19 protein-coding genes and 2 pseudogenes are annotated in these 21,762 nt (G+C 41.7%); 10 read left to right on the top strand and 11 right to left on the bottom strand.

Annotated elements, in window-relative coordinates; all coding sequences use genetic code 11:
* Positions 1 to 135 precede the first annotated feature (135 nt).
* On the top strand, positions 136 to 1,515 hold the full coding sequence (locus tag ACIFPW_RS12365; protein ID WP_430244615.1) for a Glu/Leu/Phe/Val family dehydrogenase: 1,380 nt from the start codon (positions 136 to 138) through the stop codon (positions 1,513 to 1,515).
* 59 nt (positions 1,516 to 1,574) lie between these two features.
* Here the strand turns inward: ACIFPW_RS12365 and ACIFPW_RS12360 are convergent, their stop codons facing one another.
* Positions 1,575 to 2,981 carry an amino acid permease gene (locus tag ACIFPW_RS12360; protein ID WP_430244612.1) on the bottom strand — a complete coding sequence of 469 codons (1,407 nt, stop codon included), beginning with the start codon at positions 2,979 to 2,981 and terminating at the stop codon, positions 1,575 to 1,577.
* A gap of 146 nt (positions 2,982 to 3,127) precedes the next feature.
* Between ACIFPW_RS12360 and ACIFPW_RS12355 the strand changes: the two genes are divergently transcribed.
* Both ACIFPW_RS12355 and ACIFPW_RS12350 read left to right on the top strand, forming a co-directional pair.
* Positions 3,128 to 4,168: a zinc-binding dehydrogenase gene (locus tag ACIFPW_RS12355; RefSeq protein ID WP_430244609.1), complete on the top strand. Its 1,041-nt coding sequence runs from the start codon at positions 3,128 to 3,130 to the stop codon at positions 4,166 to 4,168.
* A 151-nt stretch (positions 4,169 to 4,319) separates the two neighbouring features.
* Positions 4,320 to 4,640: a DUF4306 domain-containing protein gene (locus ACIFPW_RS12350; protein WP_283152766.1), complete on the top strand. Its 321-nt coding sequence runs from the start codon at positions 4,320 to 4,322 to the stop codon at positions 4,638 to 4,640.
* 58 nt (positions 4,641 to 4,698) lie between these two features.
* On the opposite strand, the pseudogene ACIFPW_RS12345 reads toward ACIFPW_RS12350, so the two are convergent.
* Positions 4,699 to 4,917, bottom strand: a pseudogene (locus tag ACIFPW_RS12345) (hypothetical protein); the annotation flags it as partial.
* 285 nt (positions 4,918 to 5,202) lie between these two features.
* Here ACIFPW_RS12345 and ACIFPW_RS12340 point away from each other — a divergent pair.
* A complete protein-coding gene (locus tag ACIFPW_RS12340) occupies positions 5,203 to 6,492 on the top strand; it encodes a GntP family permease (RefSeq protein WP_194220599.1) in 1,290 nt (429 codons plus the stop codon).
* Between the two features lie 75 nt (positions 6,493 to 6,567).
* Here the strand turns inward: ACIFPW_RS12340 and ACIFPW_RS12335 are convergent, their stop codons facing one another.
* The 5 genes and pseudogenes from ACIFPW_RS12335 to ACIFPW_RS12315 form a co-directional block, all read right to left on the bottom strand.
* A complete protein-coding gene (locus tag ACIFPW_RS12335; protein WP_430244605.1) occupies positions 6,568 to 7,344 on the bottom strand; it encodes a 3-hydroxybutyrate dehydrogenase in 777 nt (258 codons plus the stop codon).
* 156 nt (positions 7,345 to 7,500) lie between these two features.
* The gene (locus tag ACIFPW_RS12330) at positions 7,501 to 9,030 is read right to left on the bottom strand and encodes a BCCT family transporter (protein ID WP_430244602.1); all 1,530 of its coding nucleotides are present in this window, start codon (positions 9,028 to 9,030) and stop codon (positions 7,501 to 7,503) included.
* Positions 9,031 to 9,297: 267 nt separating this feature from the next.
* Positions 9,298 to 9,726 (bottom strand): hypothetical protein, encoded by a 429-nt coding sequence (locus tag ACIFPW_RS12325; protein ID WP_430244599.1) that lies wholly within the window; start codon positions 9,724 to 9,726, stop codon positions 9,298 to 9,300.
* Positions 9,727 to 10,042: 316 nt separating this feature from the next.
* Entirely contained in the window at positions 10,043 to 10,480 is a 438-nt protein-coding gene (locus ACIFPW_RS12320) for an NUDIX hydrolase (RefSeq protein WP_430244672.1), read from the bottom strand.
* A 72-nt stretch (positions 10,481 to 10,552) separates the two neighbouring features.
* Positions 10,553 to 10,783 (bottom strand): annotated as a pseudogene (locus ACIFPW_RS12315) (NIPSNAP family protein); the annotation flags it as partial.
* A gap of 288 nt (positions 10,784 to 11,071) precedes the next feature.
* Here ACIFPW_RS12315 and ACIFPW_RS12310 point away from each other — a divergent pair.
* The 3 genes from ACIFPW_RS12310 to ACIFPW_RS12300 all read left to right on the top strand — a co-directional run bounded on the left by ACIFPW_RS12310 (position 11,072) and on the right by ACIFPW_RS12300 (position 13,599).
* Positions 11,072 to 11,983 carry an ABC transporter ATP-binding protein gene (locus ACIFPW_RS12310; RefSeq protein ID WP_430244596.1) on the top strand — a complete coding sequence of 304 codons (912 nt, stop codon included), beginning with the start codon at positions 11,072 to 11,074 and terminating at the stop codon, positions 11,981 to 11,983.
* A 19-nt stretch (positions 11,984 to 12,002) separates the two neighbouring features.
* Positions 12,003 to 12,740, top strand: coding sequence for an ABC transporter permease (locus ACIFPW_RS12305; RefSeq protein ID WP_430244593.1), 738 nt, complete (start codon positions 12,003 to 12,005; stop codon positions 12,738 to 12,740).
* Positions 12,741 to 12,855: 115 nt separating this feature from the next.
* Positions 12,856 to 13,599, top strand: a complete 744-nt coding sequence (locus ACIFPW_RS12300; RefSeq protein WP_430244590.1) for an SDR family NAD(P)-dependent oxidoreductase — start codon at positions 12,856 to 12,858, stop codon at positions 13,597 to 13,599.
* 34 nt (positions 13,600 to 13,633) lie between these two features.
* Here ACIFPW_RS12300 and ACIFPW_RS12295 read toward each other — a convergent pair whose 3' ends face one another.
* Positions 13,634 to 14,029: a MerR family transcriptional regulator gene (locus ACIFPW_RS12295; protein WP_430244587.1), complete on the bottom strand. Its 396-nt coding sequence runs from the start codon at positions 14,027 to 14,029 to the stop codon at positions 13,634 to 13,636.
* A gap of 111 nt (positions 14,030 to 14,140) precedes the next feature.
* Here ACIFPW_RS12295 and ACIFPW_RS12290 point away from each other — a divergent pair, with 111 nt between their 5' ends.
* Both ACIFPW_RS12290 and ACIFPW_RS12285 read left to right on the top strand, forming a co-directional pair.
* Entirely contained in the window at positions 14,141 to 14,878 is a 738-nt protein-coding gene (locus ACIFPW_RS12290) for an SDR family oxidoreductase (RefSeq protein ID WP_430244583.1), read from the top strand.
* 447 nt (positions 14,879 to 15,325) lie between these two features.
* Positions 15,326 to 15,805: a site-2 protease family protein gene (locus tag ACIFPW_RS12285; RefSeq protein WP_430244581.1), complete on the top strand. Its 480-nt coding sequence runs from the start codon at positions 15,326 to 15,328 to the stop codon at positions 15,803 to 15,805.
* Between the two features lie 59 nt (positions 15,806 to 15,864).
* Here the strand turns inward: ACIFPW_RS12285 and ACIFPW_RS12280 are convergent, their stop codons facing one another.
* The 3 genes from ACIFPW_RS12280 to ACIFPW_RS12270 all read right to left on the bottom strand — a co-directional run bounded on the left by ACIFPW_RS12280 (position 15,865) and on the right by ACIFPW_RS12270 (position 19,650).
* The gene (locus tag ACIFPW_RS12280; RefSeq protein ID WP_430244579.1) at positions 15,865 to 16,215 is read right to left on the bottom strand and encodes a glyoxalase superfamily protein; all 351 of its coding nucleotides are present in this window, start codon (positions 16,213 to 16,215) and stop codon (positions 15,865 to 15,867) included.
* 269 nt (positions 16,216 to 16,484) lie between these two features.
* Entirely contained in the window at positions 16,485 to 17,930 is a 1,446-nt protein-coding gene (locus ACIFPW_RS12275) for an alanine/glycine:cation symporter family protein (protein WP_430244575.1), read from the bottom strand.
* A 253-nt stretch (positions 17,931 to 18,183) separates the two neighbouring features.
* Positions 18,184 to 19,650 carry a flavin monoamine oxidase family protein gene (locus ACIFPW_RS12270; RefSeq protein WP_430244573.1) on the bottom strand — a complete coding sequence of 489 codons (1,467 nt, stop codon included), beginning with the start codon at positions 19,648 to 19,650 and terminating at the stop codon, positions 18,184 to 18,186.
* 215 nt (positions 19,651 to 19,865) lie between these two features.
* On the opposite strand from ACIFPW_RS12270, the gene ACIFPW_RS12265 reads away from it, so the two are divergent.
* Entirely contained in the window at positions 19,866 to 21,680 is a 1,815-nt protein-coding gene (locus ACIFPW_RS12265; protein ID WP_430244570.1) for a sulfatase-like hydrolase/transferase, read from the top strand.
* The last annotated feature ends 82 nt before the right edge of the window (positions 21,681 to 21,762 follow it).

The raw sequence follows: 21,762 nt of genomic DNA, 5'->3' as shown, positions 1-21,762 counted from the left end.
ATCAAGCAATGCTAGGTAGTACGGTGGATTTTTTGATTGTGTTAAAAAAATTAGTAAGCCTTTTCATCCAGCCCGTTTGAACTAGTTTCAAAAGGGTACGATATTAATAGACTAGAAAATAATGGAGGGATGAAATTGGCTAGTAAATATGGAGAAGTTGTTCAAGAATCATTAAATGCACTACTCGAAGATGAATCGTTTTTACCAAATTTCAAGGATGAAGATCGTGAGAATGCGTTCAAGTCGCTTGAATCGATTCTCTCTACACCGAACCAAATTCAAAAATCATTTCTTCGCGTTCCTCTTGAGAATGGCAAGATTTTACGAATTCCCGCTTTCCGAGTACAGCATAATAATGCCGTCGGCCCGTATAAAGGTGGTATTCGATTCCATGAAACAGTTGAAGAGGATGAAGTGATTAACCTTGCAACGCTGATGACGCTTAAGAATGCGCTTCACGATGTACCATTTGGTGGAGGAAAAGGCGGCGTAGTGATCAATCCTCGTGAGTTCTCGGAAAAAGAATTACATACGATTTCGAAAACGTACGTTCAAAATTTTTGCGATATATTAGGTCCGGATAAAGATATTCCTGCACCAGATGTGGGAACAGGTGAACGAGAAATGGACTGGATGATGGGCGAATACAAAAACATTCATCAAGGTCGTCCTTATCGCGGAAGCTTTACTGGAAAAAGTCAGGTGAACGGTGGGTCGCTTGGTCGAAGAGAAGCGACTGGAAAAGGGGTTTACTATACGCTTCGTTACATGCTTCATAATTTTGTGAAGGAGAATGAAGAGTGGTTTAAGAAAAATGAGAACCGATTTGCGAAGACGGCGCTTGAGCATTCGAAACGCCCTCTCACGATTGGTATCCAGGGGTTCGGTAACGTTGGGTCTGTTGCGGCACTTGAATCCTACAGCTGTAACTATTTAGATACTAAAGTTGTAGCGGTAAGTGATCGTAACGTTACGCTTTATAATGAAGATGGACTTGATGTGAAGGCGCTTATTGAGTTCACTTCTAATCATGATGGAGATTTGCCGACAACGGATGAAGCGTTGAGCCAAAATAATATTAAAGCTGACATTCAAGATCGGGAGGATGTGCTTTATCTTGATACAGATATTCTGATTTTAGCTGCACTTGAAGACCAAATCCATGAAGACAACGTCGATAAAGTGAAAGCGCGTATGATCGTAGAAGGAGCGAATGGTCCGATTACGCTTGGTGCCGACCGAAAGCTTAGTGAAGATGGTGTGCTCGTTATTCCAGATATCCTGGCGAATGCCGGCGGTGTTATTGTTTCGTATTTTGAATGGCTCCAAGGAAGAGAAACACAGTTCTACAGTGAGGAAGAAGTATACTCGCTTCTCTTTAAAAAAATGAAGGAAACGATGGACGAAATTTATCCGCAGTTCTTCAGTGATCCATTTGCCCTTAGACAGAATTGTTATATCCATACGGTGATGAAGCTTTCAAATATTCTTTATCGTCATGGGAAGCTCTATTAATTTAGGAAGAGAGCCCTCTGTTATTTTCGACGGAGGGCTTTTTTTGTTTTGTGATGCCTTCATTCGCGAGTAGATCGTGTCTTCTTTCTCACAAAAAAATACGAAATGAAAATAATCGCCATTATCCCAATGCTAATAAATAGTCCAATCCGTTCACTTTCTTGAAAAGCAGCCCCTGCTATAACGATGAAAATGAGAACAATGCCGAGGACGGAGGTGAAGGGCGCTCCAATCATTTTAAAGTATCTTTTCTTCGTTGGTGTTTCAATGTAATGACGGCGGTTTTTGATTTGGGAAGAGAGGATGACCACCCAGTTTAGAATCAACATAATACCTGCTGCTGTAGTTAAATATTCATACACTTTATCGGGTAACACATAAGATACGAAAATCATGATGCCAAGTGCGATAGCATTCAAGGCCAATGCCCGTGTGGCGACGCCCTTTTTCGTGCGTTGATCAAGTAATTTAGGTGCATCTCCAGCGTGACTAAGAGAGACGAGGACTTTCGTAATGGAAAACAAAGCCCCAACCATAGTGGAAAAAGCCGCGGTGATTAAAATGATCGTAAATATCGATCCGATAAACGGAATTTGAAACTGCGAAAGCGCGGTGACGAATGGACTTTCCTCTTCGGTAATCACCGTCCATGAAACCATATACAGAATAAAGAAAATCGATAACAGATAGAGAACGGTCAGAATCACAACGGTAGCGAGTCCGGCTTTGGGTGTTTCATCTTTATGTTTAAGCTCGCTCGACATTAACCCTACAACCGCAATCCCTCCAAACGAGAAGAGAACGAAGATCATCGCAGACCATGTACCCATTAAGCCGTTTGGAAAAAGGGAGATCATCTTCACTGTCTCGGTTTGAACAGAGGACGCTGGCGCAACTATATCAAATAAAAACAGTAAGCTAAAGCCAATAAATCCGATGAGTGTGGCTAACTTCACAACGGCAAATAACGATTCTAGCGTACTGAAATTATTCACCCCTAAGAGATTAATCCCTATCCCAAGTGCTGTATAGAGGATCATCAATAGCCAGAGCGGTGCAGAAGGGAACCAATACTGGGTGAAAAGCCCTAGCGCTGTAATTTCACTCGCCATAATGAGCAAGCCTGACACCCAGTACATCCATCCGCTCATGAATCCCATTGAATGACCGAAAGCCATTTGAGCATACTTTCTAAAAGAACCCGTCTCTTTGTCATGGACAGACATCTCAGCGAGTGCGCTAAACACGAGAAAGGCGATAACACCGGCAATTAAGTAGTCGATAAGAACAGAAGGACCTGCTCGTTCAATGGATAGACCGGTACCAAGAAAAAATCCAGCTCCGATAATAGAGCCTATTCCAATAAGCGTTAGTTGCCACCAGTGAAGCTGATGGTCATCGCCTTTGTTCGCTTTCTTTTCCTGAGCACGCTGAACGGTTTGCTGAACAATGTGTTCATTTCTCATACGGACTACCTACTTTCTCAATCAAATGAATCACCCTATTACTACTATCTTGAGAAAGAAACTGATAAAATATCCAACAAGACATAATGTGACAAATATCGGGTGGTGACAGGCACCGCCCTCTGCTGAATGGAGGAAATAAATGAATGAAAGCAGTTCAAGTAATGGGGTACGGTGATGTGGATCAACTAGAGGTGGTGGAGCAAGCGATACCTGAGCCAAAAGCGGATGAGGTGCTCGTTAAGGTGAAAGCATGCGCCATCAATAACACGGAAATTTGGATGAGAGAAGGAGCTTATGGAACAGGTAAGAAATCAGGCTGGCGCCCAGAAGGAGTTCAGTTTCCAAGAACACCAGGGTCTGATATTACCGGAACAATCGTAAAAGCTGGCAACGAGCATAACGAGAAGATGATCGGAAAAGATGTAGTACTGTTTCCATTTACCTCTAGTGGAGAAGAGGGATTGGAGCATATTTCTGAAGATATGTCATTCGTTGGTTCTGAATACGACGGTGGCTATGCCGAATACGTCGTTTGGCCTGCGGAATTATGCTATGGTATGCCCCTTCCGGACTTTACAGAAAGCGCGGTTTTCTCTGTAAGTGGAATGACGGCCTGGCACATGGTGGAACAAATTCAAGCCAAGCCAGGTGAAACAATCATGGTAACAGGGGCGAACGGTGGTGTTGGATCGCTCAATGTTCAAATCGCTTCTCGCGTATTTGGAGCTAAGGTGATTGCGATCGTTGGCGACCTTGCCCTAGAAGATCAGCTGAAAGAACTCGGTGCCACTCATGTGCTTTCCTATAAATCGAAGCAGCTCGCTGAAGAAATCATCGAAGCAAACGGTGGTCCGATTGATTCGGTATTAGACGTAGTAGGAGATGCTCTATTCGCAACGTCGCTTCAAGTATTAAAGAAAGGCGGCAAGTTTTGTACATCAGGATCAGCTGGTGGCCAGAAGACAGAACTTGATTTTAGAACGATGTATTTAAAGCACATTACTCTTTACGGCTCTGTTCTTGGAACGAGAGACGAATTCAAGCGCATGCTTGAAGCGATAGCGGAAGGTAAAATCAAACCCGTTATTGATCGAACTTTTCCGTTAGAAAAGGCGAGAGATGCGCAGGTATATTTTAAAAAGGCGGGTAAATTAGGGAAGATAGTTCTACTTCCAGAAGAATAGAGCGCTTGAAACACCTATTTCCTATTTGGAAATAGGTGTTTTCTTGAATTGAAGGGAAACGCTTTGTACGAGCACACCAATTTCAGGAAAATACAGGAATGTTCAACGTAGTCATCGAATAAATACAGTATAAAATCATAGAGGTGATGGTGTGAAAAAAAGGGGTTTCTTAAAACTTTACTCGATGCTTTGTCTCGTTACTGTCTTTGGGTATTCGTACTGGGCTACCTCCTGGACGGCAAGTCAATTATCGACTCTTTCAGATTGGAAAAGCCATCTCATTTTCACGCCAAGCACAGTCGTCGCTTCGAAAGATATTTATGAAATTGACATGTTTCTCTACGCTTTTAAAGTGGCTCCACTCATGACTGGGGTTTGTCTTCTGTCGTTCTGTTTGATCGTCGGCCTACTAGTTTACTTTGTGAAAAAGCAGCTTTCTTATGTAGAGAGAAAGAATATAGCGAGTTCATAACGGATGAATAGGTAAAAGCATGCCTGCGATGGGCATGCTTTTTGATTCGCCGAGTTCTCTAAACCCATCCCATTCCTCTTACTAATTCAGCAACAGCAAATGTAACGCCTAGCGCAATAACGGTTGGAATGATGAAGGCAACAAACGTCCATTTGTAGCTTTTTGTTTCTTTATAAATGTTAATCAACGTTGTGCCACATGGATAGTGAAGCAAGGAAAATAACATCATGTTAAGTGCCGTTAACCATGTCCATGCTTGATCAAGAAAAATGTTCTTTAAGTCGGCCAGATTATCAACTTCTAGCATCGATCCAGTGTCAATGGTTATTACTAAAGAAAGAGAGAATGTTTCGATATTTTTTACTTTTATGAATTTCATTGAATAGGAGATAAAAGTGATAAATAGCGTTTTACATTGAAAATTAACGGGTAACATCATTCGAGTGAATTCGAGTAAATGCGGGTGGTGACAGGCACGCGCAAGTCGGCTTATGTCGATTTAGATTTGCCTGGATTGGACATAGTAAAACAGACAGAAGATTTTTGAGGAGGCAAATCAGCTATGATTAGTATTCTTGTAGGGCTCGCTCTTTTGATGCTCTTAGCTTACCTCGGATGGTCGATTATTTGGATCGCCCCATTGGTATCAGGTATTGTAGCAATTTTGAGCGGTATGAACATTCTCGAAGCCTACACTGGAACATACATGCAGGGCTTCGTTGATTTTGCGAAAGCATATTTCCCGATTTTCTTATTTGGTGCCATTTTTGGGAAATTAATGGAGGACACAGGAGCAGCACAGTCTGTTGCTTATAAAATTTCAAACTTGATTGGTGAGAAACGTGCGATTCTCGGTATGCTTATCTCAGCAGCCATTCTTACATACGGAGGCGTAAGTCTTTTCGTTGTTGTATTCGCTGTTTACCCACTAGCCGTAGCGATGTTCCGTCAGGCCAACGTCTCACGTAAATTACTTCCATCAACATTCGTTCTTGGGGCGTTTACGTTTACGATGACAGCACTGCCAGGAACGCCGCAGATCCAAAACATTATCCCAATTAATACGTTCAAAACGTCTACAATGGCCGCGCCTATTCTTGGGATTGTAGCTGGCTTAATTATGGCAGTTGGCGGTTATTTCTATTTGAAGTTCCGCGAGAAACAACTCACGAAAAATGGTGAGGAATTTACAGAGCCTAAGGGCTCGAACGAAGTAAAAAGCATTAACGAAGATGAGCTTCCAAACTGGATTCTTTCCGTTATTCCGTTAATTGCTGTAGTTGTAACATTAAACGCTTTTGAAAACTTAAGTATCCTCGTTGCGTTAGGTATCGGAATTCTACTCATCATGCTCTTTAATATTAAAAATTACAAGCAATTTATAAAAGCGATCAACGGAGGCGCATCTGGTTCCGTTATGGCGACGATTAATACAAGTGCTGCTGTTGGTTTCGGCTCTGTCGTGACAGCATCACCTGGGTTTGAAGCAGTGAAAGATCTCATTTTCGCTATTCCGCTTAGTCCGTATTTCTCAGAGGCCTTTGCAGTACAGCTCCTGGCCATGATTACTGGATCAGCTTCTGGTGGTATGGGAATCGCACTTGAAGCCCTCGGGCCGGAATATTACGATATTGCGATTAATAACAATCTCAGCTTAGAAGCTTTCCACCGGATCACGGCAGTAGCTTCAGGAGCGTCGATTCTCCCGCATAACGGTGCACTGTTAACATTGTTCACTGTTACTGGACTAACACATAAAGACTCTTACAAAGACGTATTTGTCGTTGGGTTGATCATCCCGATGATAGCGACCATTGCGATTATCTTCCTTGCAATGATGGGGGTTAACTAATTGTCTCAAATGTAAAAAGTGAAAACCCCCGGTCTCCTTATCAAAAAAGGAGACCGGGGGTTTTTTTGCGATATTTTATTGTGCTGTATATCCACCATCAATAACAGCTGCTTGACCTGTAATGCTCTTCGCTTTTTCACTCACTAGAAAAATCGAATAGTCGGCTACTTCTTGAACTTGAATTAACCGCTTCTGAGGGACGAGTGGATAAATCACTTGCTCAAGAGCTTTCTCTTTCTCGATGTTACGAGTTTTGGCAAGATCCTCAAGCTGATTCTGAACGAGTGGTGTATCAACGTACCCAGGACAGATCGCATTAACAGTAACCCCATAATCAGCGCCTTCAAGGGCTGCAACCTTCGTTAACCCTATCACGCCGTGCTTCGCGCTATTGTAGCCAGCTTTACCAGCAAAACCAATTAGCCCATTAATCGAAGCCATATTAAGAATGCGGCCATATCCCTGTTCCTTCATTATAGGGAAGGCATGCTTGATACCGTAAAAAGGCCCTTTGAGCATAATATCAAGAATTAAGCTATATTTCTCACTAGGGAATTCTTCGATAGGGGCAACATGCTGGATGCCAGCATTGTTCACGAGAATATCGATGCGACCAAACTTCTTAACTGTTTCATCAATCGCATTCTTCACATCTTCTTCCTTCGCAACGTTAGCTACGACACCTTCAACGGTAAACCCTTGAGACGTTAAACTTTCAACGGACTCTTTAAGCGTGTCCTCGTTAATATCATTTAACATCACTTTCGCTCCGGCCTTCGCAAACTCTGTTGCAATCTCTAGTCCAATACCTTGACCAGAACCAGTAATTAACGCACATTTACCTTCAAGCATAGTCATATCCTCCTTAAATATCATAACTCAGCTCTTAGGATACCCAATTTCACCGCGTATATTTCGACTTTATTCGAGCTAAAGCGGGCGGTGACAGGCACCACAACACCAAAAAGGCGCACTATCGTAAGATAGTGCGCCTTCTAAATTCTTCTCTTATTTAATGATGTTCTGATCTCTCGCCATTTCTCTGGCTACTTTAGGAGCGAGCCAAACCATCGGCAGGAGAATGAGAGAGACGGGAACAGCTGTTACAACAATGAAATTCTGTAGCTGTGTAATACCGCTGTCTCCAGTAATGAGTAGGATAACGGCAACAGTTCCCATAAGAATAGCCCAGAATACGCGAAGCCATCTTTGTGGATCGCCTTCGCCTGTAACGGCCATCGCAATCGTATAAGACATAGAATCACTTGTTGTGACAACGAAAAGAATCGTTAGAATCAAGAACAGTGGTGAAACAATGCTTGCAAGTGGGAATTGTTCTGTAATGGCAAACATCGCCGCTGGGTTACCAGCAGCATTCAATGCTTCTGAAATGGAACCTGGGTTAGAAATTTCAAAGAAAATCCCTGATCCGCCAAGTACCGTGAACCAGAATGTTGAAATAACTGGTGCAAAAATAGAAACGGCAATAATGATGTCGCGGATCGTACGTCCTCTTGAAATACGACTCACAAGAATGGCCATCATTGGACCGTATCCGATAAACCAGCCCCAGAAGAAGACTGTCCAGAATGAAAGCCAGCCAGTATCAGCACGGAATGTGCTCATTGTGACAAATTGATCGACATAAACACCAAATCCAGAGATAAAGTGGTTAAAGATAAAGCCACCAGGTCCGAAGATGACGATAAACACCATCAATCCAATGGCTAGACGAACGTTAAAGCTACTTAAATATTGAATTCCTTTGTAAAGTCCAGTTACGGCTGAGATCGTAGAAACTACGACAACCGCTAAAATAATCGAGAACTGCGTGCTGAACTGATTTGGAATTCCGAAGATTTCTTGCAATCCATAGCTTGCTTGTAATCCCAAGAATCCAATTGGTCCAATTGTTCCTGCTGCAACTGCGATAACAGAAAACGCATCAATAAGCGTTCCAAACCAGCTGTGGCGAAGTTTTTCACCAAAAATAGGATAGAGAAGCGTACGTGGCTTCATCGGCATCCCTTTATGATAGTGACCATACATCATAACAACAGCACTGATCGTTCCAAGGATCGCCCATGCGAGAAAGCCCCAATGCATGAAGCTTTGTGCAAGTGCCGTATCAATCGCGCCCTGTGTACCTGCTTCAATGCCTTTCCCATCTTGAGAAGGGGGAACAGTTAAGAAGTGATACATCGGCTCAGCCGCTGCCCAGAACACACCGCCACCCGCAAGTAACGTCGCCATAATAATGGATAACCATTTATAGAGGCTTAGTTCAGGCTTGTCCATACCGCCAAGTTTTATCTTTCCATATTTTGAGAAAGCCAATCCAATACCTACGAAGAACGTCGCTAGCATTAATACTTGCCAAAAACCTCCGAAAAACCTCGCAGACCAGGCAAAGCTTGAGCTAACAATGTTTTCTACCAATGAAATATCAAAAAGTGCAAGAATAACGAAGAGAATTAACACCCCACCGCTTATTCCAAAGACGGGCCAATCAATACGCCCATTTTCTTTATTGTTCATAGAAGACTCCTTTAATCGCTTTTTAAACACAATTACTTACTCTATCACTACCGTTAGTATGGTGTAAAGAGAGAAGTTTTAATCTGATTAGTTACTTTATTAATGTAAGGTGAATTTTCAGGTAATCGATTCCATTAACCCCCTATTCTGTAAAATAAAATCGAATTCAGTCGAAATTGTGTTTTCAATTCATAAATACCCCATGGAAATAAAATAAAACCGGAAAGAAACAGCTATTTCTTCCGGTTTTACAACTCCTATTTTCAGTTATTTAGACCAATGACCATCCTTCAATCGATATCCGTAATTTTTCATTTTAAAATAGTAGACGCCGAGCACCACCACAAAGCTAAAGAAAAAGTTAATGAGCGTTATAATTAGAGCAGTGATGAGGCTATCATCATAGCGAACATAGTTTCCGACGAAAAAAAGAATAAAGAGAGGAATGCCGACAAACCATGGGTGTTTCTTCATATTGAATTTGCGATCAGTTGGTGTTAGAAAGTTTTCGTCGGATTGTTTAATGACTCGCCTTGATATGTAAGCGATAAGAATCAGTAGAGCGAGGGCAATGGGAAACCCAATGTTAAAACCCAAATAATAAAAGGCAAGAAATCCGCCACCGAAAAGAACCCCAAACAGTGAGAACATAACGAGAAACTCTTTAAAAGGTGATAACACTTTTTTCTTCAGCATTTTCAGCCCTCCAAATAGATTAATTTATGATCGTTAGTGACGTAACCATCTCCAAAGAAATATGCAGACGTTGAAAGTTAGAATACCAAGAAAAAAGGGAGATGTTTTTTGAGGAGAAAATCGGTTCATTGTTCAAAACAGTCAAGATGGGAATGAAGAGCATCCCAATTAACAGCAATTCTAAAACTTTACGCCAAGAGGATTGCATCATCTATCATCCTTTTCATATGTAAATAAATACCTTTTAAAACGAGAAAGTAAACCAATTTTGCCCATATAAAAACCGCCTCTCGATTAAGTGGCGGTTTAGTGATTATTAAAAAGCGACACAAAAAGGATGCTGCGCTTCATCTAAGCAGTATTCAATTCGCTGTCTAAAGTTTTTCCACGTTACCATTTCGAGCGCTGTAGGAATGGGAAAGAAGCCAACTTCAAGACTTTCGGGTGTAGTTGTGAGCTCGCCGCCAACAAAACTGGCTAAGAACATATTATTTGAGATCGAGGATTTCACATTTTGGAACACACCACAGAATTTAACGATTTCAATATCTGCGCCGCATTCTTCCTTCGCTTCTCGCACAGCCGCATCGATCAAGGATTCTCCTTCTTCAACCTGACCTCCAGGCATCTCCCAACCTCTACGCGGGCCTTTGATTAAAAGCATTTCATTATCTTCATTTAAAATAACGGAAGCTGCGGACACGATGTGTTTTGGCGGGTGATACGAATAAGGTTCAGCCGTTGAAGTTAGCATTTCCTCTCGGCTATCAAGGTAAAGTTCTCCTAATTCGGCTCTTCGTTCTTGTGCTTTTGTATGTAAAGAGCTTTGTCTAATGCTACGTTCGATACCCTCATATTGCTCGATGCTATCATACTGCCATGTGGCTGTAATTTCATTTTCGCTTTCATTAACCCATCGACCAATGAGCTTTGCACCGTGCTTTAATTGATTAGGGTAGAGGTAAGTATGAAAAAACTCATTGAACTCGTTAAGCTTTTCGGGTTGTATAGCATACGTTTTTCTTCTGTAAATCAATGGAATAACCCCTCGTTTCATATAAAATAGACAATGTCATTATTTTACTGTTCACTATATTATTTCAAATAGTAGCTATTTTCGCAATATTAATAGAGGTTTCTTACTCCGCTCCGTAGTATTAGGGAAGAAGTATAGTGATATCGAATGGAAATGGAGGCTTTTATATATACATATTAAGTAAAAGTTGATTCATTTTCTTGAGAAGCCTAAATGCTGTGAAAAGAAACTTTTCATCATTTCGATGCGTACTTGTAATTGGATAGAAGACAGTAGTCTTTATGATCTTTAGAGGAGGGAGTTTGGCGAATGATTGATGTGATAAACGTAAGTAAACAATACGGTCCCATTCAGGCGCTAGATGACATTAGTTTTAGCATAAAGGAAGGAACGTGTTTTGGTCTTGTTGGTCCCAATGGAGCTGGGAAATCCACGTTAATGAAAATACTTTCGGGCATTTTAATGCAGTTTGATGGAGAAATGTCGGTGAATGACCATTATGTATCGAAAGACCGGCAGGCGATCAAGAAGGAAATCGGCTACGTGCCACAGGAAATTTGTTTAGAAGAAACCCTCACAGCAAGAGAAAATCTGAGTTTGTTCGGTCATCTTTATGGGTTGAAAGGGAGAAATCTTCAGGTTCGGATCGATGAGGTGCTTGATCAGATTGGTTTGAAAGATCGGGGAAAAGATAAGGTGCTTACTTATTCTGGGGGAATGAAGCGCCGATTGAACATTGGATGTGCTTTGCTTCATAAACCGTCCATTGTGATTATGGATGAACCCACAGTCGGTATTGATCCTCAATCGAGAAATTCAATTTTTTCGATTATCCATCATTTAAAGTTAGAAGGAAGCACGATTATCTATTCAAGTCATTATATGGAAGAAGTGGAACAGCTGTGTGATAGCATCGGCTTAATCGATAAAGGTAAGCTGATGGAATACGGAGAACTGGCTGAATTACTTGAGAGACATAGTAAGCCTTCGCTATTCATTTCTGGAGAAGGCATTGCAGAAGAAAGCTTATCTCCTTTCGGTCACCCTGAAAGAAAAGGAAATGGCTACTTATTAACGTCAGAGAATCCACTTGCTACGCTTGAACAAGTTATTGGACGTTTTCGAGAAGAGGGGATTGAGCCTCGAAGATTGGAATTATATCAACCAAGATTAGAAGATATTTTCTTTCATTTAACAGGAACTCAGCTGCGTGATGTCTGAACGAAAGGGAGGAATGCTCATGTGGGCTATTGTTAGAACTGAACTAAAGAAGACAGTGCAGGATAAAGGGTTATGGTTTTGGACGTTTATCTTACCGATTGTGTTTATTGTGGCGTTTGTCGGCATCTTCTCTGGTAGCGGAAACTATAAAGAAGTGGTTACACAAATTATTCCAGGATATACGATCATGTTTGCTTTCTATATTATGATATCGATGGTCATCACTTTTGTTAAAGATAGGGAGAGGGGCATGGTTGCTCGAATTGCGAGTACGCCGATTTCGATCATCCATTATTTTATTGGAAAATGGATACCGTTCGTTATTATTGTCTTGATTCAGATTACGGTATTGTTCGGGTTTGGAATTCTTGTTTATGACCTTTCGTTAGGAGATCCGTTTGCCATCATTATTTTATCTCTCGCCCTTTCCTTCATCGTCACGTGTTGGGGAATGGCGATGGCCGTGCTAGTGAAAACGGAAAACATGGGGATTGCTCTCACGCAAATCATTGCACTCGGCGGAGCTTTGCTCGGAGGACTGTGGATGCCAGTTGAAACGATGCCAGAATTTATGCAGAACATCAGTAAAGGATTTCCCCAATACTGGGCGCTTGATGGGTATAAGGAAATCATTCTTCAGAACGGTGTAGTAAGCGATGTTTGGTTTAATCTGCTTATCCTGTTTCTAGCTGGTACCGTAGGCGCAGCTATCGCTTTCTCAGGCTATCCACGGTTTTTGAAAAATTCTCGAAGTTAACATAAAGCTATGGCGGGTGATTTTCGTTCTGTCGTAGCTTTTTCCATGTGCCTTTGTATGAATTGTAGAGTTATTTCGTGTAAACTTTAGTTAAAATGCTGAAGGAGAGAGAGAAATGCCAGAGTTGAACGGCGAAGTCATTTTAATTACAGGCGGTAATCGCGGGCAAGGAAAGGCCATTGCCGAGCATCTCGCTTCATTAGGAGCACGTGTTGTTATTGGAGCTCGTCAGTATGAAAGCGCAAAGGATGTGGCTAGTTCTATTGGGGAAAGCGCCTACCCTGTGCAATTAGATGTTACGAAGCAAGCGGATTGGGAAGCAGTGATGGATGAGATTGATGAGGAATTTGGGCGCTTAGACTCGCTCGTTAATAATGCTGGTATATTAAAAAGAAAACCATTTACCAACTTAACGATCGACGATTATCAGGAAATGGTTAACGTAAACCAGTTCGGAGTATTCCTTGGAATGCAGTCTGTCGTTCCTTTCATGGAAAAGCAGCAAAAAGGTTCAATCGTAAACAACGTTTCAATATCAGCTTTTGCTCCGATTGGGCAATCTACTGCCTATGCGGCCACAAAAGCAGCTGTTGTCGCTATGTCGAAAGCAGCGGCGATTGAGTTAGGCCCAAAAGGGATTCGGGTTAATATGATCCATCCCGGAGGCGTTGAGACGGAAATGGCTACCCAAGGGGAAGGGGTTCCTGATTTTTATCAGTCCATACCACTTGGTCGGATCGGTCAGCCGGTGGAAATTGCCAGAGCCGTCGCATTTTTTGCTTCGAACGAGAGCTCCTATTGTACAGGAACCGAAATGGTAATCGATGGGGGGATGACGCTCGGTTCTGCTGATGTATAAGGTTTTGTAGAGAGGGTTTTGATCCCTCTCTTTTTTAATGAATTTCACAGGCAATTGTCTGCAAATCCGTCGTAACATCGTCATATAGAGCGATTTTTTTTGAGATTCTTTTTAAATATTTTTGTTGCAGCTTCACTTCTTCTGCAACTTTTTGCTGATGATCGTGAAGAAGCTTTCTTCTTTCTTCTATCGTTTCCTCCCCTTGATGATAGAGATTTACATACCATTTAATTTCAGCGATAGACATATTCGTTGAGCGAAGAGCTAGGATAAAGTGAATCCATTCAAGGTTTTGATCATTGTATCTTCTTACACCTTTCTGATTTCGTTCAATGAAAGGTAAGATTTTTTCTTTTTCATAGTAGCGAAGGGCTGATGCGGTAATTCCGGTTTTCGATGTTATTTGCTTCATAGAGTAGTGATTATTCATTAGAACCTCCTGTCTCGAGCCAAATCATTTGTGTTAAACCGCACTTTAACCTATAGAGTGTGAAATATCAATTGAACTGATTGATGAATATAATGTATGGAGGTTCTACCAATGGCACAAGAGAAAGTTGTTATCATTACTGGAGCATCCAGTGGAATTGGTGAAGAAACGGCGAAGCTACTATCTGGAAAAGGTGCAAAGCTTGTTCTAGCTGCTCGTCGTGAAGAACGTTTGAAAGAGCTTAAGCAACAAATTGAAGCGAGCGGTGGTGAAGCGATCTATCAGGTTACAGACGTGACGTCTTCTGAAGAGATGGAGTCATTAGCCAAATATGCGTATGATACATTTGGTAAGATTGATGTTATTGTGAATAACGCTGGTTTAATGCCACTCTCTCTCCTACACAAGAAAAAGTATGATGAGTGGGACAAAATGATTGATGTAAACATCAAGGGTGTACTTTACGGTATTGGGGCAGTTCTTCCTTATATGAGAGAGAAAAAGGAAGGGCATGTTATTAACATTTCATCCGTGGCTGGTCATGAGATTTCCCCAGGTAGCTCTGTATACAGTGCAACGAAATTTGCTGTAAGAGCCATTACGGAAGGGCTTAGAATGGAAGAATCCGTTGGAAATAACATTCGAGCAACGATTATTTCTCCAGGTGCAGTTAGCACTGAGCTAACTGAAACGATCACAGATGATGATGTGAAGTCCTCGATCGATGCAGTATATAGCGGTGCGATTAAAGCAGACAGCATTGCACGTACGATTGTGTTTGCAATTGAAGAGCCTGCTGAAGTAGCGATCAATGAAATCCTAGTTCGTCCTACTAATCAAGAGTGGTAAGGAAAGAAGGAGAAGCTGAATGTGGCTTCTCCTTTTTCCTTGCATTTTTTTAACTTGTGCCGTTACAATGGATAACTGAGACTGAAATAAAATGTTTGGTCTTTTAAAGCACGACTTTTACAGCAAACTCATAAATAACTCATCTCGGTGATGTGGTGCACAACTTGTATCTTCATACTCATGCTTAAATCACCAGGTTGAGCAATTTGATATACTGACAACCAAACTCAAAGAGAAACAAACATATATGTAAGGTAGCAATGATCTGGACAATTAGCATCAGACATAAGCCGAAAAGGAGAGCGACTCCTTTTCGGCTTTTTTATGCCTTAAAAACGAAGAGATGGTCAGTTTTGTGGAAGTCATTTTGAGCCAACATCATGTAAAAGCGTATTTGCAAGATTACTAAAATGGGCTAACATAGCCCGAAATTAATGGAGGTTATACATGTTTACGTTAAGCGACATCCCGATGTTTTTTGTGAATTTCTTTATTATTTTGCCAATCGTTACATTGGTCCACGAAGCTGGTCACGTACTAGTAGCGAGAATCTTTGGTGGGAGAATTAAATTTTGTATCGGAACTGGTAAGAAATTATTTGATATAGGGCCTCTAGAGGTTAGGAAGAAATATTTTATGGAAGGCTGGTGTCAATACGATAAGTTAACTTACAACCAAACATGGGCACACGTAGCCATTTATCTTGGTGGTAGCCTCTTTAACGTTTTACCCATACTGATTATTAATTATCTCATTCTCATAGAAGTGCTACCGAAAGCTCTCGTATTTAGACAGTTTGTTTACTTTTCTTTCTATTTTGTCTTTTTCTCTTTAATGCCTTATAAAAACGATGATGGAAAACCAAGTGATGGCATGGCGATCTACGATGTTATTCGCTATGGAAAAGCAGAAGATCCAATTGACTAACTAAAGGCGCGCCGACAGCGTTCGACAAGAAGCGGGAGGTGACAGGCACCCGCTCCGAGCTACTTCTCTTCATAGAACGTAATCCGGTTTAAGAAAGGATCGGTGACGGTCATTTCGATTGTTTTCCAGGGAGTGTGTTTCATGCCAGGGTTGGCATAGGCGTATTCTTTTTGAGTAAGGGTGTGATGATAGTCTTCGACGTTGGTTAATTTCACCCTTATTGAACTTCCTGGAGAAGCATCTCCATGGTGTTCTGTAAGGTGAATAAGGGCGTCATGGAAGGAAACCTGAATGTATTCGGGCATATTATCTTCGTATCGATGCCTCCAATCAACGTTGAAGCCGAGGAAATCTCGATAAAAGTCAGTGGCCTTTTCAGTATCAAAGATTCGGAAAATCGGTGTAATCATAAGTAGAAAGAACCTGCCTTTCTTCGTAGTTTACAACATATTCCATTATCTAAATAAGGTTATCCACCAAAATAACTGAGTGGGATGTCTAACCTTATTCTTATCATATAACGAATGAGGAACTATAAAAAGGGGATGTCAAAAAAAGGGTGAAGAAGTTATGAAAGCCTCCCTGTTGGGCAATCTTCAAATTTCTAACGAAAAGATAGTGATCGGTGCATAAATAAAGAGCCCGGCGAGTGTACACACCGGGCTCTGAAAGGTAGCTATTAACCTACTGCTTCTTCTTTTTTAGATTCCTCTTCATCTTCTTCCTCATCTTCGATCCAGGCATCTGCATCCTTGATGCCAAGCTTAGTTGGGTTGAAGACTGGGTTTTTGCCTTGCTTGCGCTGTTTTTCATAGTCTTTCAATACTTTGAATGCAATCTTACCTAGTAACCCGATTGCAATTAAGTTAATGACTGTCATCAGGGCCATGAATAAATCGGCCATTTTCCAAACAAGACTTAAGCTAGAAACGGAACCAATAAGCACAAATGCCATCGTTGCGAGACGGAAAATAAATAGCGCAGGCTTGCTTTCTTTAATAAACTCAATGTTAGTTTCACCATAGTAGTAAGAGCCGATGATTGAGCTGAAAGCAAATAGAAAGATAGCTACTGAAATAAAGATGCCTGACCAACCGCCAACGTGGCTGTTTAGTGAGTTCTGAAGCAATTCAATACCCGTTACATCACCCGTTTGGAAAACAGGGGCAAGTAAGATGATAAACGCTGTTGACGAACAAACTAAGATTGTATCGACAAATACACCTAATGATTGAATCAAACCTTGTTTAGCCGGGTGTGAAGTCGTTGACGTAGCCGCTGCGTTCGGGGCACTACCCATACCAGCTTCGTTCGAGAATAGTCCTCGTTTCACACCGTTCATAATGGCTGCACCAATGGCCCCACCTAAAGCTTGTTCAAATCCGAATGCACTCTTAACAATTAAAGCAATAACTGACGGTAATTCAGCTACATTCATAATGAGAACAATCATCGCAATAACAATGTAAAGAATCGCCATAACAGGAACAATCACACTAGATAAATTCGCGATGCGATGAACGCCGCCGAAGATCACAAGACCTGTAATCGCTGTAATGATTAATCCGATCACAAGACGATTAATACTAAAGGCATTCTCAAATGCTAGTGAGATTGTGTTACTTTGTACTGAATTGAAGATTAGTCCGAAAGTAATCGCGATTAGAACGGCAAAGATAATGCCAAGCCATCTTGCTTTAAGTCCCTTTTCAATATAGTAAGCTGGTCCACCGCGAAACGCGTTTTTCTCTTTCACTTTATATACCTGAGCGAGTGTGCTTTCAATAAAGGCAGTCGCCCCACCTAGAAGTGCCACAATCCACATCCAGAAAACAGCACCAGGACCACCGAGCGTAATGGCCACTGCCACACCTGCTAAGTTACCTGTTCCAATACGCGTTGCTGCACCGACGCAAAATGACTTAAAAGGGGAGATGTTTTTGGAGTCATCTTTGTAATCGGGTTTTTCTCCTAATACGCGGAACATTTCTCCGAAAAATCGAAATTGAACAAATCGTGAAGCAACTGTAAAATAAATTCCGATTCCTAGTAATCCTGCAATTAATACATAACTCCATAGAATGTTATTTGAAAAATCAATAATACCGGATAGAAATTCAGCCATAGTTGTGTCGCTCCTCTAGTTGTTTGTTATTTTCTGAAAATTCAAATCTATATTTAATTATACAGTAAATCGACAAATTATCAATAAATTCCGACAAATTACAACATTTATACAATATGTAGTAATCGTTACCAGTAACTTGGCTTGAAGGGGAAGTCTCCTTATTTATTAGGTTTATTAAAAGTACACAAAAAAACCGTTAAGAAGCCACCTGACTTATTTAAGGTGGTTCTTAACGGATGATCCATTAGGCTTACTCATCCATGTTCACTTCATAAGCTGCCCGCAGGCCAGATTCGATGGCGCCTTCCATCCAACCGTGAAAAGAGGATGTGTGCTCTCCGGCAAAATGGAGCTTTCCCTCAGGCTGCTTAATAATGTCACCGAGGTTGTTTTCTTGACCGGGGGTAAAAAGGGTGAAGCACCCAGCAGAGTAAGGGTTTTGACTCCAATTAAAAGGAACGACTTTGATGAATTCTGTGTACACTTCGTCGCCGTATATTTTGGTGAGGTCCTTTAGCAAGATACGCGTCAGTTCTTCATGCGGTAAACTTCCCCAAAGAACAGCATCTTCTCCCCAGGAATAGCTTGCTAATAAGACAGCAGGTCCTTTTGAACCAATCCCTTCACTCGGCACATAACTAAATCTTGTCGGTAAATCCGCTATAGCATTTCCAACGTTGTTTTTCTCCCAAAAGCGATGACGAAATTCAATTCCAATTTTCACTGCAGGAACATTGACGAGTTCACGTATAGCCTGCCATTTTTTAAAGGAGACGGAGTTGTAGGGAACAATGTCAATAAATTGAAGAACGGAAAAAGGAACGGTAACGATAGCGAGATCGCCTTTCACCCGGTACCGTTCATTCGTTTCTGGATTGAGTGTTGTAACAGTAACGCCTCGCTTTGATTGTTTGATCTTAATTACTTTTTGATTAAGGTAGATTTGATTTTGCAACTCGTTTGCGAATGAGTAAGGTAGGCGATCATTGCCACCATCAATTTGAAAGAACTGAATTTCTTTACTGAAAATCGGATAGATGATGTCCGTTAGAATATCTGTGAAAGAAAACTCTGGAAAGCCTTCAATCCCAAGCATCACACCAATGTAACGAATGGCGTTAAGTGATAATGGTTTACCTAGTGGATTGTACTGGAGAAATTCGCCCATTGAATATTCTCCGTATTCCGCTACGAGCTTTTCTTGCTCTTCAGGTGTACTTTGCTTGTAAAGGTCGATGAAGGGCTTTGTTGCTTCAAGAAACAGAGCAGCAGCTGTCTTTCCTTTCTCGCTTTCTTCTACAGGAAACCTGAGAATATCGGGATTTTTTTCGTATTCCGCTCGCGTTGTTAGCACATTGTTCATGAAAATTAAGTCTTCTGGTGTGGCATTAATAAATGAATGAGTAGGGAGCTGAAAACGTCGGATGTATTCATGTGCAAGAGCATGATTATCTGGAATTCTCATTGCACCGGCGTCCATGTATTGTCCCGGTGTAAAGGGTTCTCGTAATGTATAAACCCTTCCCCCAATGCGATCATTCCCTTCTAAAATGGTCACATGATGTCCTTGTCTCTGTAGCAATGAACCTGCGACTAATCCGGACAGTCCAGCTCCAATTATGATGACGTGTTTTGGACTGCTTTTTCCCGGTAGACCATGTTGAACGAGAGACAGCAAGTCTTCTGGGTAGCGTAATGAAGAGAACGGTTGATCCATACTTTAGCCAAGCCTCCTCTTGAATGCTATGAATCCCTCTAATATTTTCCTTTCTTAATGTATGTGATAGAAAAATAGGTTATGAAAAATAGGGCATTCGTTGAAAGAATTAGGTGGATTGCGGCAAGACTGATCACTAAGAAGCACCGTTTACTGGGCGCTTACATAGACTACGGAATAGAGCGTTAAGGGTTATTTGAAGGAGGAACGGAATTATGAGGAAAGATCATTCGAAGCCTCGCACCTCTCTTTTTACAAAACGGTGTAAAAAGCCGAATTTTCTTATATTAATGGTGGATGAGCAACGCTATCCCTCTATTTATGAAAATGAGGATATAAAGAAGTGGAGCAAGGAAAATCTGTTGGTGCAAGAGTTGCTGCGAGAAAATGGATTCGAATTTAAAAATCACTACGCTGGAAGTACGGCTTGTTCACCAAGTAGAACGACATTATATACAGGACAGTATCCTTCTCTTCACGGAGTCACGCAAACGAGTGGTGCAGCAAAGACGCCATTTGATCCAGATATGTTTTGGCTCGATCCCAATACTGTTCCAACAATGGGAGACTATTTGCGTAAAGCGGGATACCGTACGTACTGGAAAGGGAAATGGCACGCTTCTGAAGTGGATATTATTATTCCGGGGACAAACAATGCCCTACCAAGCTATACTTCTACGGGCGTGCCTGATAAAGAAAATGTTCAGGAGTACCTTGAAGCAAGTCGGTTAGATGGATTTGGCTTTAACGGATGGATTGGACCTGAACCACATGGTGCGAATCCTCGTAATTCCGGTTCATCGGCTGCCATCGGGGTCAGCGGACGAGACGTAGTGTATGCTGCTGAAGTGGTGGACTTAATTCAGTGCCTTGAGCAGGAAGAAAAAGAGGAAACGCCTCCGTGGATGATCATGAGCTCGTTCATTAATCCACATGATATTGCTCTCTTTGGCGTGATCGCTGAGCAACTTCCTCTTTATAACTTTGAAATCGATCCCTCTGTTCCGTTCATCCCTAAAGCTCCTACATCTTTAGAATCTCTTCACACAAAACCTCGTGCACAAAGGAGCTATCGCGACGTGTATCCTAAAGCCTTACAGCCTTTGATCGATACGCCTTTTTATAGAAAGCTCTATTATTCCCTACAGAAACAGGCAGATAACGAGATGATGAAAGTTTTTCAAGCGTTGAAAAAATCGATATTCTATGAAGATACGATTGTTCTTTTCCTTTCAGACCACGGCGATCTTCTTGGCGCGCACGGAGAACTTTATCAAAAATGGTATAACATGTATGAGGAATCGATTCATGTTCCACTGATTATTCATAGTCCGTCTCTTTTCTCAGGTAAAGAGAGCACAACGATGCTAACGAGTCACGTGGACGTTCTGCCAACTATGTTAGGGCTTGCGGGAATCGATGAGGAAGAGGTTCAAGAGATGCTAAGTCTTGATCATACAGAAGTTCACCCTCTTGTTGGAAGAGACCTCACCCCATTATTGTCAGGTAGGAAACGATTTTATCGTGCTAATGAACCACTATACTTTATGACGGATGACGACGTGACGAGGGGTCCGAATCAGGTGACCGTAACTGGTGAGCCTTATGAGTCCGTTATTCAACCGAATCATATTGAAGCCGTTATTACTACGCTTCCTACTGGAAGCGATAAAAAGAAAGAAATCTGGAAATATGGACGGTATTATGATAACCCGCAGTTTTGGAGTAACCCAGGAGTCTCGGACGTTACGGTGACACAATCCGATCCTGTTCCACCAAATGGGGATGAACAGTTTTCGGAGTGCATCACGACAACGAAAACAACCCCGGTGCCAGATGAATTCGAATTGTATAACTTAACAGTGGACCCGCTTGAGGAGAAGAATCTCGCTCATCCTGACTTTGAAACACCGGAATCAAAAGAAGTACAGAAAATCTTAAATCTCGTATTAGAAGAACAATGTCGCCAAAAACGCCTCTCCCCGTCGAGTGGAGCAGTACCGGGGATGCCGCCATGTGAGTTCACTTAAGAAAGAGCTTTACTGTTGCTATGTACTAGAAAACGAAGGAGGAAGAGCAAATGCTCTTCCTCCTTCGACATGAAACGCCAAA

This window comes from Pseudalkalibacillus sp. NRS-1564, from assembly GCF_050467905.1.
Lineage (GTDB): Bacteria > Bacillota > Bacilli > Bacillales > Guptibacillaceae > Guptibacillus > Guptibacillus hwajinpoensis_B.
Note: the sequence above shows the minus strand (reverse complement) of the source record. Positions and strands in the feature narration are given on the sequence as shown.

Bases quoted from the DNA above. Each gene is read 5' to 3' on its own strand.
- ACIFPW_RS12360 (WP_430244612.1), bottom strand. From the start codon at position 2,981: ATGAGAAATGAACACATTGTTCAGCAAACCGTTCAGCGTGCTCAGGAA.
- ACIFPW_RS12355 (WP_430244609.1), top strand. From the start codon at position 3,128: ATGAAAGCAGTTCAAGTAATGGGGTACGGTGATGTGGATCAACTAGAG.
- ACIFPW_RS12340 (WP_194220599.1), top strand. From the start codon at position 5,203: ATGATTAGTATTCTTGTAGGGCTCGCTCTTTTGATGCTCTTAGCTTAC.
- ACIFPW_RS12335 (WP_430244605.1), bottom strand. From the start codon at position 7,344: ATGCTTGAAGGTAAATGTGCGTTAATTACTGGTTCTGGTCAAGGTATT.
- ACIFPW_RS12330 (WP_430244602.1), bottom strand. From the start codon at position 9,030: ATGAACAATAAAGAAAATGGGCGTATTGATTGGCCCGTCTTTGGAATA.
- ACIFPW_RS12325 (WP_430244599.1), bottom strand. From the start codon at position 9,726: ATGCTGAAGAAAAAAGTGTTATCACCTTTTAAAGAGTTTCTCGTTATG.
- ACIFPW_RS12320 (WP_430244672.1), bottom strand. From the start codon at position 10,480: ATGCTAACTTCAACGGCTGAACCTTATTCGTATCACCCGCCAAAACAC.
- ACIFPW_RS12310 (WP_430244596.1), top strand. From the start codon at position 11,072: ATGATTGATGTGATAAACGTAAGTAAACAATACGGTCCCATTCAGGCG.
- ACIFPW_RS12305 (WP_430244593.1), top strand. From the start codon at position 12,003: ATGTGGGCTATTGTTAGAACTGAACTAAAGAAGACAGTGCAGGATAAA.
- ACIFPW_RS12300 (WP_430244590.1), top strand. From the start codon at position 12,856: ATGCCAGAGTTGAACGGCGAAGTCATTTTAATTACAGGCGGTAATCGC.
- ACIFPW_RS12295 (WP_430244587.1), bottom strand. From the start codon at position 14,029: ATGAATAATCACTACTCTATGAAGCAAATAACATCGAAAACCGGAATT.
- ACIFPW_RS12290 (WP_430244583.1), top strand. From the start codon at position 14,141: ATGGCACAAGAGAAAGTTGTTATCATTACTGGAGCATCCAGTGGAATT.
- ACIFPW_RS12285 (WP_430244581.1), top strand. From the start codon at position 15,326: ATGTTTACGTTAAGCGACATCCCGATGTTTTTTGTGAATTTCTTTATT.
- ACIFPW_RS12280 (WP_430244579.1), bottom strand. From the start codon at position 16,215: ATGATTACACCGATTTTCCGAATCTTTGATACTGAAAAGGCCACTGAC.
- ACIFPW_RS12275 (WP_430244575.1), bottom strand. From the start codon at position 17,930: ATGGCTGAATTTCTATCCGGTATTATTGATTTTTCAAATAACATTCTA.
- ACIFPW_RS12270 (WP_430244573.1), bottom strand. From the start codon at position 19,650: ATGGATCAACCGTTCTCTTCATTACGCTACCCAGAAGACTTGCTGTCT.
- ACIFPW_RS12265 (WP_430244570.1), top strand. From the start codon at position 19,866: ATGAGGAAAGATCATTCGAAGCCTCGCACCTCTCTTTTTACAAAACGG.